The organism is Streptomyces sp. JHA26 (assembly GCF_002005565.1).
Classification (GTDB): domain Bacteria; phylum Actinomycetota; class Actinomycetes; order Streptomycetales; family Streptomycetaceae; genus Streptomyces.
The window spans coordinates 46,306-60,319 of sequence record NZ_BDJC01000023.1; the positions used below are offsets into that span (position 1 = coordinate 46,306).

Annotated in this window: 12 protein-coding genes and 1 pseudogene; 1 reads left to right on the plus strand and 12 read right to left on the minus strand. The window is 72.5% G+C overall.

The annotated features are described in order from the left end of the window. Window positions 1–67 precede the first annotated feature (67 nt). From lepB (JHAT_RS16215) to JHAT_RS16255, 9 genes and pseudogenes are all read right to left on the minus strand, one after another. Window positions 68–1,060, minus strand: a complete 993-nt coding sequence (gene lepB, locus JHAT_RS16215; protein WP_253195510.1) for a signal peptidase I — start codon at window positions 1,058–1,060, stop codon at window positions 68–70. Next, window positions 954–2,033, minus strand: a pseudogene (gene lepB / locus JHAT_RS16220) (signal peptidase I); the annotation flags it as partial. The gene lepB (JHAT_RS16215) and the pseudogene lepB (JHAT_RS16220), both read right to left, overlap by 107 nt. Continuing rightward, complete coding sequence (gene lepB / locus JHAT_RS16225; protein WP_077798891.1) at window positions 2,026–2,754, minus strand: signal peptidase I; 729 nt, start codon at window positions 2,752–2,754, stop codon at window positions 2,026–2,028. The gene lepB (JHAT_RS16225) and the pseudogene lepB (JHAT_RS16220), both read right to left, overlap by 8 nt. 45 nt (window positions 2,755–2,799) lie before the next feature. Further along, a complete protein-coding gene (rplS, locus tag JHAT_RS16230; RefSeq protein WP_077798892.1) occupies window positions 2,800–3,150 on the minus strand; it encodes a 50S ribosomal protein L19 in 351 nt (116 codons plus the stop codon). 136 nt (window positions 3,151–3,286) lie between these two features. Then, a complete protein-coding gene (trmD, locus tag JHAT_RS16235; RefSeq protein WP_077798893.1) occupies window positions 3,287–4,120 on the minus strand; it encodes a tRNA (guanosine(37)-N1)-methyltransferase TrmD in 834 nt (277 codons plus the stop codon). Beyond that, window positions 4,117–4,668 carry a ribosome maturation factor RimM gene (gene rimM / locus JHAT_RS16240; protein ID WP_077798894.1) on the minus strand — a complete coding sequence of 184 codons (552 nt, stop codon included), beginning with the start codon at window positions 4,666–4,668 and terminating at the stop codon, window positions 4,117–4,119. The genes trmD and rimM overlap by 4 nt, the downstream gene beginning before the upstream one ends. Before the next feature lie 86 nt (window positions 4,669–4,754). Further along, complete coding sequence (locus tag JHAT_RS16245) at window positions 4,755–4,994, minus strand: RNA-binding protein (RefSeq protein ID WP_005479813.1); 240 nt, start codon at window positions 4,992–4,994, stop codon at window positions 4,755–4,757. A 2-nt stretch (window positions 4,995–4,996) separates the two neighbouring features. Further along, window positions 4,997–5,416, minus strand: coding sequence for a 30S ribosomal protein S16 (gene rpsP, locus JHAT_RS16250; protein ID WP_077798895.1), 420 nt, complete (start codon window positions 5,414–5,416; stop codon window positions 4,997–4,999). Between the two features lie 209 nt (window positions 5,417–5,625). Then, window positions 5,626–6,222 (minus strand): hypothetical protein, encoded by a 597-nt coding sequence (locus JHAT_RS16255; protein ID WP_077798896.1) that lies wholly within the window; start codon window positions 6,220–6,222, stop codon window positions 5,626–5,628. A gap of 672 nt (window positions 6,223–6,894) precedes the next feature. Here JHAT_RS16255 and JHAT_RS16260 point away from each other — a divergent pair. Further along, complete coding sequence (locus tag JHAT_RS16260) at window positions 6,895–7,761, plus strand: class I SAM-dependent methyltransferase (protein WP_077798897.1); 867 nt, start codon at window positions 6,895–6,897, stop codon at window positions 7,759–7,761. Between the two features lie 76 nt (window positions 7,762–7,837). Here the strand turns inward: JHAT_RS16260 and ftsH are convergent, their stop codons facing one another. The 3 genes from ftsH to JHAT_RS16275 form a co-directional block, all read right to left on the minus strand. Then, window positions 7,838–9,781 (minus strand): ATP-dependent zinc metalloprotease FtsH, encoded by a 1,944-nt coding sequence (gene ftsH, locus JHAT_RS16265; RefSeq protein WP_077798898.1) that lies wholly within the window; start codon window positions 9,779–9,781, stop codon window positions 7,838–7,840. Between the two features lie 106 nt (window positions 9,782–9,887). Continuing rightward, a complete protein-coding gene (gene ffh, locus JHAT_RS16270; RefSeq protein ID WP_077798899.1) occupies window positions 9,888–11,438 on the minus strand; it encodes a signal recognition particle protein in 1,551 nt (516 codons plus the stop codon). 120 nt (window positions 11,439–11,558) lie between these two features. Then, window positions 11,559–13,988 (minus strand): [protein-PII] uridylyltransferase, encoded by a 2,430-nt coding sequence (locus JHAT_RS16275; protein ID WP_077798900.1) that lies wholly within the window; start codon window positions 13,986–13,988, stop codon window positions 11,559–11,561. Between the last annotated feature and the right edge of the window lie 26 nt (window positions 13,989–14,014).

Here is a 14,014-nt window from a genome sequence, read left to right on the forward strand (position 1 = left end):
CCCGAACGGGGCAGCCCCTCCCGGCGCCGGGGACCGGCCGGCCCGGGGGGACGGGGGCCGCGCCGCTTCAGCGGGTCTCGGCGGGGGCGGTCCGCCTGCGGCGCCACCAGACGACCGGGAGGACACCGGCGAGGGCGAGGCCCTCGGGTGCGACCGTGAGCGCTGCGGCGGCCGACGGCGGGTTCTTCAGACCGTCCTGGTCGAAGGTCTCCGGGACCGGCAGGGTGTCCCAGTGGTTGACCGGCCAGGCGACCACGATGGCGCGGCCGATGACCTCCTTCACGGGGACCATGCCGCCGTGCTTGTCCGACTGGTTGTAGCGGGAGTCCGCGGAGTTCTGCCGGTGGTCGCCCATGACCCAGATGGAGCCCTCGGGGACCTTCACCTTGAACCGGCCGCCCTGGCCGTCGTCGCTGCACGGCGTGTTGCCGGGGTAGACGTACGGCTCGTTGAGCGCCATGCCGTTGACCTTGAGCGGGCCCGTGCCGCTGCACTCGACCGTGTCGCCGCCGACTCCGATGACGCGCTTGATCAGGTCCTTCTCGTCCGCGGACGGCATCAGGCCGATCCAGCTCAGGACCGTCTGCAGCGCGTTCGGCTCGGGCGTCGGCTCGCCCGCCAGCCACTGGTCGGGATCGTGGAAGACGACGACCTCGCCGCGCTCGGGCTCCGAGCCGAACCAGGGGGTGAGCTTGTCGACCAGGACCCGGTCACCCTCCGTGAGGGTGTTCTGCATCGATGCGGACGGGATCGAGAACGCCTGCACCAGGAAGGTCTTGATCAGCAGCGCGAGCACCAGCGCGATGCCGATGAGGATCGGCAGTTCCTTCCAGAAGGAACGCTGCTTCTTGGCCGCCGGACGTGCCGTGGGCGGGGTCCCGCCCACTCCCTCGTCCTCGGCCCCGTTCTGTTCGTCCGTCACCCTGCCGTCCTCGACCGTCCCGGAGTCGTGCGCGAAGGCCCGGGCGTCGTCCGAGGGCGGGCCGGCCGCTTCCGCGGGGCGTTCCGGGCGTTCCTCGCCGTCGTGACCGGACCGTGCGCCAACCGCCACATCCCCCACGCCAACTCCTTACTCTCTGCCACCGCCTGCCCCGTGCACGGCGCAGGCCCACCACTCCCATAACGAGCGGGAGTTCCGCAGGGGTCGGGAGTTGAATCATTGCGTTCGGATCGTCGGGGGCAACCCTATGCGACGGCGCGGGGGCAGCGGCCGAACCGGAGGCCGAGTCGGGCACGGACGCGTACGTTTTCGGTTCGTCCAGAGTGATCCAGTGATCGAACGGCCAGGCGATCACCATGGCCCGCCCCACCACTTCGTCCTCGGAGACCGTGCCGTGGTCGGTGTCCTGGTGGACGCGGGAGTCGGCGGAGTTGGACCGGTGGTCGCCCATCACCCACAGCCGTCCCTCGGGCACGGTGACGTCGAACGGCGTCGTGGAGGGGACGTCGCCGGGGTACAGGTAGTCCTCGTTCAGGGGGACGCCGTTGACGGTGATCCGCCCCTGGGCGTCGCAGCACGTGACGTGGTCCCCGCCGACGCCGACGACCCGCTTGATGAGGTCCTTCTCGTCGTCGGACGGCAGCAGGCCGATGAAGGCGAGGCCCTCCTTGACCTGCTTGACGACGACGGGGTCGTCCTTCTTGACGGTCTGCTCGCCCTGGAGCCAGCCGCCGGGGTCGCGGAAGACGACGACGTCCCCACGCTCCGGCCTGGAGCCGAACCAGGGGGTGAGCTTGTCGACCAGGACCCGGTCGCCGATCCGGATCGTCTGCTCCATCGAGCCCGACGGGATGACGAAGGCCTGCACGAGGAAGGTCTTCAGGACCAGCGCGATGAGGACGGCGACGCCGATGAGGAGCGGTATCTCCTTGACGGCGCTGCGCCGGCGGCGCCGCTTGACCTTGCGCTGGAGCTTGCGCCGCTCGGCACGGGACCGGCCGCCGGACGGGGCGGTGGCGCGCCGGGTCCCGGTGGGCAGGAGGTCCTCCGCGGGGCTGCTGGGCGCACCGCGCGGCCTGCCCCGGCTACCCATCGGCGCCCTCGGCGGCCGGCGCCGGTGCGGGCACGCGCGCGTAGGCGTCCGGCCGGTCGAGGTGGGTGGCGTGGCCGAAGGGCCAGACGATCCAGTCGGCGCGGCCGATCACCTCGTCCACCGGGACCATGCCGCCGCCCGGCGAGCCCAGGTGGTCGCGGGAGTCGCTGGAGTCGCCGCGGTGGTCGCCGAGGACGAAGAGGGTGCCGTCGGGCACCACGACGTCGAAGGACACGGTGGACGGACGGTCGCCGGGGTACAGGAACGCCGACTCGTCGACCGAAAGGTCGTTCACCCGGACCCTCCCCTCCTTGTCGCAGCACACCACGTGGTCCCCGCCCACACCGACAACGCGTTTGATGTAGTCGCCGTGCCCGAACAACCCGGTGCCGTCGAAGACGACGACGTCGCCCCGCCGCGGCCGGTCACCGAAACGGTACGCCAACTTGTTCACGAGAACCCGGTCGCCGATCCTCAATCCTCGCTCCATGGATCCGCTCGGGATCTGGAACGGCCGCAGCACGAAGGTGCTGAGCAGCAGCAGGAACAGCAGGAGGACGAGCAGGGTCACGGTGATCCGCCCGCCCGGCACCCAGTCGGCGAGCCACGCCGAGAACGCGGAACGCGACCGGTCCTCCGGACCCGCCGGGTCCGAGGTCTGCTCGGCGCCGGAGGGGCGGGAGGAGCGGTCGCGCTCCGTGGGCTGTGCTTCGGTGTCCATCGGAGCCAGATGTTATCCGGCTCCGCCGTGGACCTCGGAGTGCGCTCAGCTCTCGCGCTTCTCCTTGATCTTCGCGGCCTTGCCGCGCAGCTCGCGCAGGTAGTACAGCTTGGCGCGACGGACGTCACCGCGGGTGACGAGCTCGATCTTCTCCACGATCGGGGTGTGCACCGGGAAGGTGCGCTCGACGCCGACGGAGAAGGAGACCTTGCGGACCGTGAAGGTCTCGCGCACGCCGGCACCCTGGCGGCGGATGACCACGCCCTTGAACTGCTGCACGCGGGAGCGGTTGCCCTCGATGACGCGGACGTGCACGTTGACGGTGTCGCCGGGACGGAAGGCCGGGATGTCGCTGCGCAGCGACGCGGCGTCGACGGTGTCGAGCAGGTGAGACATTTCGTCTGCTTTCCTCGCTGATGCCACAGGTCATCAACGGAAACTAGGTGTGTCGGAATCAGGGCTGTGCGGGTCGGGACGGGCGTCGTGTCCCCCTGTGGCAGGGGCGCGCTCCGGACGGACGCACAACAGCGGCCTATTGTTCCACGCCCGGCGTCCTGCGCCAAAATCGGCCGTACGGTTCCCCGTCCGGGTCGGGCTCCCAGCCCAGGATGGAGAGCATCTCGCGGTCCTTCTTGTCGAAGGCCTTAGGGTCGCACCGTTCGATCAGGTCGGGCCGGTTGGCGGTGGTGCGCCGCAGGGCCTCGTCGCGGCGCCAGCGGGCGATCCTGCCGTGGTGGCCGCTGAGCAGCACGTCCGGGATGCCGCGCCCGCGCCACAGGGGCGGCTTGGTGTGGACGGGGCCTTCCAGGAGGCCGGCCATGGCGCCGGGGGCGAAGGAGTCGTCCCGGTGGGACTCGGCGTTGCCCAGGACGCCGGGCAGCAGCCGTGCCACGGCCTCGGTGATGACGAGGACGGCCGCCTCGCCGCCGGCGAGGACGTAGTCGCCGATGGACACCTCGTGGACGGGCATCCGGGTCGCGTACTCGTCGACGACGCGGCGGTCGATGCCCTCGTAGCGGGCGGGCGTGAAGATCAGCCACGGGCGCTCGGAGAGGCGGACGGCGAGTTCCTGGGTGAAGGGCCGACCGCTGGGCGTCGGCACGATGAGGGTGGGCTCGCCGGAGCCCGTCTCGTAGCCGTCGGCCAGGACGGAGTCCAGCGCGTCGCCCCACGGCTCGGTCTTCATCACCATGCCGGGGCCGCCGCCGTACGGGGTGTCGTCGACGGTGTTGTGCCGGTCGTAGGTCCAGTCGCGCAGGTCGTGCACGTGGACGTTCAACTGCCCGCGCGCGCGTGCCTTGCCGACGAGGGAGACGTTCAGCGGGTCGAGGTACTCGGGGAAGATCGTGACGACGTCGAGCCTCATGCGCCGGCGTCCTCACCGCGGGAGGAGGCGATCTCGGCCCGGTCGTCGATCAGTCCCGGCGGGGGGTCGATGACCGCGCGCTGCTCCTCGAGGTCGATCTCGGTGACGATCTCGGACACGAAGGGCACGTAGACCTCGCTGCCGTCGGGGCGCTCCACGACGAACAGGTCCTGGGTGGGCAGGTGGGAGATCTCGGTGATGCGGCCGACCTCCTTGCCGTCCCCGGTCACCACGTCGAGGTCGATCAGCTGGTGGTCGTAGTACTCGTCCTCCTCCTCGGGCAGCTCGTCGGGGTCGACGTCGGCGATGAGGAGGGTGTTGCGCAGCGCCTCGGCCGCGGTGCGGTCGCTCACCCCGGCGAAGCGCAGCAGGAGGCGTCCGCTGTGGACCCGTCCGGTCTCGATGGTGAGCGGTCCGACGGAGGCGGGGTCGGTGGTCAGTACGGCACCGGGTCCGAGCCGCAGTTCCGGCTCGTCGGTGCGGACCTCGACGGTGACCTCGCCCTTGATCCCGTGGGCGCGGCCGATGCGCGCGACTACCAGCTGCACTGTGCTTGATCTCCTGTCATACGACTGCGGGCCGGGGACGGCCCAGTGGCCTTCCCCGGCCCGAGCCGGTGCTGCGTTGCGAAGCGTCAGCGGACGTGGTCCACGTCGACGAGGTCGACGCGGACACCGCGGCCGCCGATGGCGCCCACGACGGTACGCAGGGCGCGTGCGGTGCGGCCGTTGCGGCCGATCACCTTGCCGAGGTCGTCCGGGTGGACCCGGACCTCGAGCACGCGTCCGCGGCGCAGGTCGCGCGAGGCGACCTGCACATCGTCAGGGTTGTCGACGATGCCCTTCACGAGGTGCTCGAGAGCCTCCTCGAGCATGCTCAGGCCTCGGTCGACTCGGACTCGGCCGCGGCCTCGTCCTTCTTGTCGGCCTTCTTCTTCGGGGTGATGGCCTCACCCTTGCCCTCGTCGTCGCCACCGAGCGCCTCGAAGGACGGACGGGCCGACTTCTCGGCCGGCTGCAGCAGCGGCGCCGGGGCGGGCTCGCCCTTGAACTTCTGCCAGTCGCCGGTCTTCTTCAGGATGGCGAGCACGGGCTCGGTCGGCTGGGCGCCGACGCCGAGCCAGTACGCCACGCGCTCGGCGTCGACCTCCATCACCGACGGGTTGTACGTCGGGTGGTACTTGCCGATCTCCTCGATGGCCCGGCCGTCACGGCGGGTACGGGAGTCGGCGACGACGATGCGGTAGTGAGGCGAACGGATCTTGCCCAGACGCTTCAGCTTGATCTTGACTGCCACGGGAGTGGATTCTCCTGGATTGACGTGGTTGGGCACGGCGAGAGAGCCGCGTGGGGTTGCGGTACCCGAGTGCCCGACGGACGCGTCAGCCGGAGGAGAGAGGGGTCCTGTTCGGCTGTCGAGTACAGCTAGCCATTCTGCCACACGCCGCCGACCCTCCCGACCGGGGGCACTGCTCCACGGTCCGGCCGCCACGAGCAGCCGGCCCGTCAGCCCGCCGCCGCGCCCACCGCCTCCACGATGCGGAACGGCTTGCCGCAGCCGCCGCACACGATCGGGGCCTGCGCCAGGACCGACGGGACGACCCGGACGTTGCGCCCGCAGTCGCAGACCGCCTTCACCCGTACCCCGCCCCCGGAGGAGCCGTGGCGGGCGGCCGGGCCGCGGAAGCTGCGGGCCGTGTCGGTCGCGGTGGCGGCGGTGTGTGCCTTCAGCGCGCGCTGGAGGCGTTCGATCGTCGGACGGTAGCGGCGCTTCGCCTCGGGGGTGAGCGTGACCAGCGAGAAGCCGCTGCTGGGATGCGGCTCCTCGGGGTGGTCCAGGCCCAGCTCCTCGGCGATCGCGAGGAATCGTCGGTTGTGGTAGCGGCCGGCGCGGGAGGTGTCGCGCACTCCGCGCGCGGCGGCGATGCCGTGGACTGCCTCGTGAAGCAGTCGTTCGAAGGAGAGTTCGTGCCCGCAGGCGGACGACGACTCTCCGATCAGGGACTCGGGCGCGGCAAGATCGGGCAGCTCGGGGTGGTGCCGCTGAATGTCGGCCCACGCCTGCGCCAGCTCTGCGGCGAGAACAGGTGGTGTCGTGCTCACGTAATGACAACGAGCCGGGGTGCCGCTGTGTTCCTATTCCGGGGCATCCCAAATAATTTGCACGTACCCGTCAGTTGCCGCTGATGCGTCCCGACGAGGGCGGGTGCGCTGATCTGCGGAGAAGCCTCACAGCTCGTACCAAGCTGGTGCGTAGTCCGGCGTACGCGCCGGCGCGTAGCCCCCGTCCACGCGCCGGGGTGCGTGGGGCTCGCGGACGCGCAAGGGGCGTTTCGGCCGCCGTCGGAACGGAGGGACGCCGTCCGAGCGGGCGTGTCGACGGGCCCGACGTTACCGGGTCGGCCGACGGCGTGCGGCACCGCCCCGCCCCGCGGCCGTTCCCGGCGTCCGGGGGGCGGCCGCGGGGTCCGCCGGTCCTGGCCGAAACGGCCTCCGCGGCCCGGCCGCCACCCGTTGTCATCACCGACCGACACGATCAGGCCATCCGCCACGGGGCCCGGGAAGGGACCACCGGGCGTACCGCGCGGCCGGGCGCACGTTGCCGGGAAGTGAAATCTCGCCACTCGGGCGGGGATCGGGCAAAGCGGCCCTCTCCACCACTGGACGTCACGGCGAGCCCGGAGTTACCTGACATACGGGGGGAGTGCGAGCGCACTGCACGGGGGCCATGGAACCGGGCACATCGGCAACGGTCGGCGATTGGGGCACTTTCCTATGACACCTACGCTCGTGCGGCAGCACTCGTCCCACGCGAGGGCGACGCCCGCCGTGGACCTGGATGCACGCGCGCGTGACTGGTCCGAGATACAGGAGCGGATGCTCGTACCGCTCTACGAGGCCGTCTACGAGCGACTGGACGTCGGCGGCGGCACACGGATGCTGGGACTGGGCTGCGGTTCCGGGCTGGCCCTGCTGATGGCCGCCTCGCGGGGCGCGGCCGTGACCGGCGTCGACTCCGGCTCCCCGGAGCGCCTGGCCCTCGCACGGCAGCGGCTGCTGCCCGAGGCGCCCGCGGCGCAGGACGCACCCGCGCGTGCGGACGCCCGGATCGTCGACGGGGTCCCCCGTGACGCGCAGGACCCGTCGGCGCCCGCGTTCACCCTGGTGACCGCCTTCGAGCCCATCGGATGCCTCGCGGGCGACACGGAGGGCCTGGGCGAGCTGCTGGCGCAGGCGACGCCGCTCGCCGCGCGGGGCGCGGCCGTGGTGCTGGCGGGCTGGGGCCCGCCGGAACGGTGCGCCACGACGTCCGTGCTGCGGGTGGCCACCAAGCTGGCGGATCCGCTGCGCGGCGCGGGCAGCTGGCGCCCGGCCCTGCGCGACGATCTGGAGGAGGTCGCCCGCCGGACCGGACTCGCCCCCGACGGGTCCGGCCGCGTGGCGTGCGCGTTCGGGTACGCCGACGTCGACAGCGCGGTGCGCGGGCTGCTGTCGACGGGGCTGTTCGACGCGGCGATCGCCGCCGCCGGCCAGGAACAGGTGGACAAGGAGCTGGCCGAGGCCCTGCATCCCCACCGGCGGCCGGACGGGACGGTGTGGATGCCGAACGTGTTCCGGTACCTCGTGGCCCGCACGCGCTGACGGTCCCACCGCGCCGCGGCTCGCCCCGTCCGCCCCCCCCACCCCGGACCTCACCGGGTGCGGGGGCGGGGGGGACTCAGGCCTGCGGGTCGTCCTTCGTCAGCCGGGTGATCCCGGCGATCCGGTAGGCGTCCGCCTCGTCCAGCGTCTCGTTGGCCAGCAGCGCCTCGGCGAGGGCGTCGAGCTGCCCGCGGTGGTCGCGCAGCTTGCGGACGGCCTCCGCGTAGCACTCGTCGACGACCCGGCGCATCTCGTCGTCGATGGCGTCCAGGGTGCCCGGGGCGGCGGCCAGTCCGTAGGCCTGCTGGGCGTCGCCGGGCAGCGCGGAGAGCCGGCCGACCTGTGGGCTCATGCCCCAGCGGCCGACCATGCCGCGCGCGATCCGGGTGACCTGTTCGAGGTCGCTCTCCGAACCGGTCGTGATCACGTCGTACACGACCTGCTCGGCCGCCATGCCGCCGAGCGCGCCGATGATCCGGCCCCGCAGGTACTCCTCCGTGTACGCGTACTTGTCCGCGTCCGGCGTCGACAGCGTCACGCCGAGCGCCCGTCCGCGCGGCACGATGGTGATCTTGCGTACCGGGTCGGCGCCCGGCTGCAGCATGCCCAGCAGGGCGTGTCCGCTCTCGTGGTAGGCGGTGCGCCGGCGTTCCTCCTCGGGCATCACCAGCGGGCGTTCGGCGCCGAGCTGGACCTTCTCCAGGGCCTCGGAGAGGTTCGCCTGCGTCACCCGGTCCTGTTTCCGCTTGACCGCGAGGAGGGCCGCCTCGTTGGCGAGGTTGGCCAGCTCGGCGCCCGTCATCCCCGGCGTCGTACGGGCGACCTGGGCGAGGTCGACGTCCGGGGCGAGCGGGATCTCGCGGGTGTGGATCTCCAGGATGGCCTTCCGGCCGCTCCTGTCCGGCGGCGAGACGCTGACCACCCGGTCGAAGCGGCCCGGGCGGGTCAGGGCCGGGTCGAGGATGTCGGCGCGGTTGGTGGCGGCGATGACGATGACGCCCTCGGCGCCCGAGAAGCCGTCCATCTCCGTGAGGATCTGGTTCAGGGTCTGCTCGCGCTCGTCGTGGCCGCCCATGCCGGAGCCGCCGCCCCGGGACCGGCCGATGGTGTCGATCTCGTCGATGAAGATGATCGACGGCGCCACCTTGCGGGCCTCGGCGAACAGCTCCCGCACCCGGGAGGCGCCCACGCCCACGATCATCTCGATGAACTCGGACGCCGACGCCGAGAAGAACGGCACCCCCGCCTCGCCGGCCACCGCGCGCGCGAGCAGCGTCTTCCCGGTGCCGGGCGGGCCGGTCAGCAGGACGCCCCGGGGCATCCTGGCGCCCATCCGGCGGTAGGCGCCGGGGTTCTTCAGGAAGTCGACGACGTCGTTGAGCTCGCCCTCGACCTCGTCGATGCCGGCCACGTCCGCGAAGGTGGTGCGCGACTCGCCCGCCTCCAGCTCGACCGGTCTGGGCGGCGCCTTGCGGCCGAGCATGCCGCCCGCGCCGCCCATCGCCCCGCGCATCCGCCGCGCGACGACGACCCACAGGACGACCAGGATCAGCATCGGGGCCAGCGAGATCAGCAGGTTGGCCAGGAAGCTGCGGTGCTGGACCACCGGCTCGGCCGTGACGGTCACGTCGTGCTCGGTCAGATCCGCCCAGAGCCGGTCGTCCGCGAAGGTCGGCCGCTCGGTCGTGAACTTGGTGTACGTCCCGTCGCCCTCGGGATCGTCGCGGGCCTTCTTCAGCTGGCCCTGGATCGCGTCGCCCTTGGCGTAGATCTTGCTGACGTTGCCCTCGTCGACCTGCTTGCTGAACTCGGTGTAGGAGATCGTCGGCTCGTCGCCCTCGTTGAAGAACGACAGCACCAGGTTGGCGACGAGGTAGACGACCAGCGCGGCGAGGACCAGGTTCCACCAGCCACCGCGCATCCTGCGTCCGCCGGACGGAGGCTTCGGCCGCTCGTCGGGCGTGCCCTCGGTGCGCCAGGGCGGCTCGGGGGCCTTGCGCGGCGGGGAGGGGTTGGTCATACCGGGACGTTACGACAGGAAGGCCCCGTGGGCATGCGGGTGTACGTCACCGGGGGCGCCCCACGCCGCTGCGCGGGACGCCCCCGGTGACACAGGGACCACGGCGTCAGCCCATGAACTTCTTGAACTCGTCCGGCAGCTCGAAGTCCTTGCCGCCCTGCTGCGGCAGTCCGAAGGCGTTGCCGCCCTCGGCCGCGGCGGCGCGCCGGGCGGCCTCCTCCTGCTCCTGCTGCTTGCGCTTCATCGGGTTGCCGGAGCGCTGCTTGCCCTTGGCCTGCTTCTGCTTCTTCTTCTGCCGGCCCGGGCCGCCGCCCATGCCCGGCATCCCCGGCATCCCGGGCATGCCGCCGCCCTGGGCCATGCGGGACATCATCTTGCGGGCCTCGAAGAACCGCTCGACCAGGCCCTTCACCGCGCTGACGTCGACACCGGAACCCTTGGCGATACGGGCGCGGCGCGAGCCGTTGATGATCGTCGGGTCCTGGCGCTCGCCCGGCGTCATCGACTTGATGATCGCGGCGGTACGGTCGACGTCCCGCTCGTCGAGGTTGTTGATCTGGTCCTTGATCTGCCCCATGCCGGGCAGCATGCCGAGCAGCTTCGAGATGCTGCCCATCTTCCGGACCTGCTCCATCTGGGCCAGGAAGTCGTCCAGGGTGAAGTCCTGGCCCTTCTTGGACGCCAGCTTGGAGGCCATCTTCTCGGCCTCTTCCTGGCTGAACGTCTTCTCCGCCTGCTCGATCAGGGTGAGCAGGTCACCCATGTCGAGGATGCGGGAGGCCATCCGGTCCGGGTGGAAGGCGTCGAAGTCGTCCAGCTTCTCGCCGTTCGAGGCGAACATGATCGGCTTGCCGGTCACCGAGGCGATCGACAGGGCCGCACCACCGCGGGCGTCGCCGTCGAGCTTGGACAGCACCACGCCGTCGAAGCCGACGCCGTCGCGGAAGGCCTCGGCGGTGTTGACCGCGTCCTGACCGATCATCGCGTCGACGACGAAGAGGATCTCGTCGGGGTGGACCGCGTCACGGATGTCCGCGGCCTGCTGCATCAGCTCCTGGTCGATGCCCAGGCGGCCGGCGGTGTCCACGATCACGATGTCGTGGACCTTGGTCCTGGCGAACTCGATGGAGTCCTGGGCGACCTTGACCGGGTCGCCCACGCCGTTGCCCGGCTCGGGCGCGTAGACCGCGACGCCGGCGCGCTCGGCGACGACGCTCAGCTGGTTGACGGCGTTGGGGCGCTGGAGGTCGCAGGCGACGAGGAGCGGGGAGTGTCCCTGGTCCTTGAGCCACTTGCCGAGCTTGCCCGCCAGGGTGGTCTTACCGGCACCCTGCAGACCCGCGAGCATGATCACGGTCGGCGGCTGCTTGGCGAAGCGCAGACGACGGGTCTCGCCGCCCAGGATGGTGATCAGCTCGTCGTTGACGATCTTGACGATCTGCTGGGCGGGATTGAGCGCCTTGGAGACCTCGGCACCCAGGGAGCGCTCCTTGACCTTCTTGATGAAGGCGCGCACGACGGGCAGGGCCACGTCGGCCTCGAGGAGCGCGATGCGGATCTCGCGGGCCGTGGCGTCGATGTCCGCCTCGGAGAGCCGTCCCTTGCCGCGCAGGTTCTTGAAAGTCGCTGAGAGGCGATCGGAAAGAGTGTCGAACACGGCGGCGTCGGTCCTCGGGGTCGGGGGCAGTCTGAGCGTCTTCCAGGGTATCCGGCCACGCAAGGCATTCGTCCCCGCCCGCCGTGTTCGGTGTGCGCGAGGCGTGCCGCGGGGGCCGCGTCACCCCCGCAGCGCGTCCTCCAGCGCGCGCGCCACGTCCGCCGCCTCCTCCAGGGGCAGCCGCTCCCCCTCGGGTCCGGTGACGTAGAAGGCGTCCACCGCGTTGGAGCCCAGCGTCGACACGTGTGCGCTGCGCACCCGCACCCCGGCGCCCTCCAGTGCCCGTCCGATGCGGAACAGCAGGCCGGGTGCGTCCTGGGCGCGGACCTCGATCACCGTGGCGTGGCGGGACGCGGCCGGCTCGACGCTCACCCGGGGCGGGGGCGGGACCACGCCCCGGCGGCGCGGGTAGGCGGCGTCCCGTTCGGCGAGGCGGCCCGCGACGTCCAGGGAGCCGTCCATGGCCCGGACCAGGTCGGCCCGGAGCCGGGCGGCCTGGGGCAGGGAGCCGTACTCGGCGGCGACCCGCCAGGCCAGCAGCAGGACGGAGCCCTCGACGCCGTCCGGCAACGGCAGGGAGCGCAGCTCGGCCGTGCGGACGGTCAGACGGTGCACGGCCAGGACACCGGCGACGGCGGGGAGGACGCCCGCCTGGTCGGGCACGGCGATGAGCAGCTCCACGCCGAGGGGTTCCTGCTCGGTGGCCGGCGGCTCGGTCTGGGCCCGCAGGGACAGCACCGGGCCGCCCGTGCGGAGCGCCTCGACGGCGAGCCGTTCCTGCTCGGCGGTGGGCGCCGGGGCCTCGGGTTCCTCCAGCGGCTCCCCGGCGAGGGCCGCCGAGACGCGTTTGACCAGGTCGGCGACGAGGGAGGCGCGCCAGGCCGACCAGGCGGCCGGCCCGGTGGCCAGGGCGTCCGCCTCGGTCAGGGCGTGCAGCAGCTCCAGGGTGCCCTGGGTGCCGACCGCCCCGGCGACCGCGCGGACGGTGGCCGGGTCGTCCAGATCGCGCCGGGTGGCCGTCTCGACGAGCAGCAGGTGGTGGCGTACGAGGGTGGCGAGGACGGCGGCGTCGGCGTGGTCGAAGCCGATGCGGGTGGCCATGTCCCGCGCGATGGTCTCCCCCGCCAGCGAGTGGTCGCCGGGCCAGCCCTTGCCGATGTCGTGCAGCAGCGCGGCGACCAGCAGCAGGTCGGGCCGGTGCACGCGGCGGGTGAACGCGGAGGCGCGGACGGCGGTCTCGATGAGGTGCCGGTCGACGGTCCACAGGTGCACGGCGTTGCGCTGCGGGCGGCAGCGCACCCGCTCCCAGTCGGGCAGCAGCCGGGTGACCAGCCCCTCGGCCTCCAGGGCCTCCCACACGTCCACGGTTGGCCGTCCGGAGCCCAGCAGCGTCACCAGCTGTTCGCGCGCCTCGGCGGGCCAGGGCGCGGGCAGCGGGCGCGCGGTGGCCGCCAGGCGCCGTACGGCGTGCAGGGAGAGCGGCAGTCCGGCCTGCGCGGCGGCGGCCGCGGCGCGCAGCGGGAGCACGGGGTCGCGTTCGGGGCGTGCGGTGCGGGCGAGCACCGCCTCCCCGTCCTGCTCGACGACGCCCTCGGCGAGCGGGGAGCGTTCGACGGTCTGCTTGCCGCCCAGCATGGCGCGCAGGCGGGGCCGCACGGACCGCGAGCGCAGTACGCGCCCCACCTCCCGCCAGGTGACGTCGCCGGCGTACGAGATGACGCGTGCCGCCTCGTAGACCTGCCGCAGCAGTGCGTCGGCGTCCAGCAGGCCCAGCTCGGCCGCCACCTGGTCCTGCTCCTGGAGGGCCAGCCGGTCGGTCGCCCGGCCCGTCGCCAGGTGGAGCGCGTCGCGTACGTCGAGCAGGCGGCGCCGGGCGTCGGCGAGGCCCTCGCGGGGGGCGTCGGCGAGCCAGGAGGCGGCGACGGCGCGCAGGGCGGTGGCGTCGCGCAGGCCGCCGCGGGCCTCCTTGAGGTCGGGTTCGAGCAGGTACTGCAGCTCGCCCTGGCGTTCGGCCCGCTCGGCGCAGAGCTCCCGGAGCTCGGGGAGGCGCCTGGGGGCCTGGTTGCGCCAGTCGGCGAGGACGGTGGTGCGCAGGGCGGCGGTCAGTCCCGGGTCGCCCGCGAGATGGCGGGCGTCCAGCAGGCCCAGGTGGACCTTCAGGTCCTCGCCCGCCGTCTTCCGGGCCTCCTGGGGGGTGCGTACGGAGTGGTCGAGGGTGAGCCCCAGGTCCCAGACGGGGTACCAGAGGCGATCGGCGAGGGCGGCGACCGCCTCGTCGTCGCGGCCGTCGTGCAGCAGGAGCAGGTCCAGGTCGCTGCGCGGGGACAGCTCGCCGCGTCCGTAGCCGCCGACGGCGACGAGCGACACCCCCGCGCGTCCCCCGGTGCCCGCGCCGAAGAGGCCCGCCAGCCAGTCGTCGGTGAGTGAGGCGAGGGCCGCACGGCGCGGCGGCCCGGACCGCGCCTCCTCGGTGAGGAGGCGCAGCCGGGCCGCCGCGTAGGTGCCGGGTCCCGATTTCCCTGCTTCTTCGGTCGGTTCGGTGTGCGTCACCCGGCGGCTCCTGTTCCGTCGTCCTG

Excerpts from the sequence above, each read along its gene's own strand:
- lepB (WP_077798891.1), bottom strand. The coding sequence starts at position 2,754 with ATGGACACCGAAGCACAGCCCACGGAGCGCGACCGCTCCTCCCGCCCC.
- rplS (WP_077798892.1), bottom strand. The coding sequence starts at position 3,150 with ATGTCTCACCTGCTCGACACCGTCGACGCCGCGTCGCTGCGCAGCGAC.
- trmD (WP_077798893.1), bottom strand. The coding sequence starts at position 4,120 with ATGAGGCTCGACGTCGTCACGATCTTCCCCGAGTACCTCGACCCGCTG.
- JHAT_RS16245 (WP_005479813.1), bottom strand. The coding sequence starts at position 4,994 with ATGCTCGAGGAGGCTCTCGAGCACCTCGTGAAGGGCATCGTCGACAAC.
- JHAT_RS16260 (WP_077798897.1), top strand. The coding sequence starts at position 6,895 with ATGACACCTACGCTCGTGCGGCAGCACTCGTCCCACGCGAGGGCGACG.
- ftsH (WP_077798898.1), bottom strand. The coding sequence starts at position 9,781 with ATGACCAACCCCTCCCCGCCGCGCAAGGCCCCCGAGCCGCCCTGGCGC.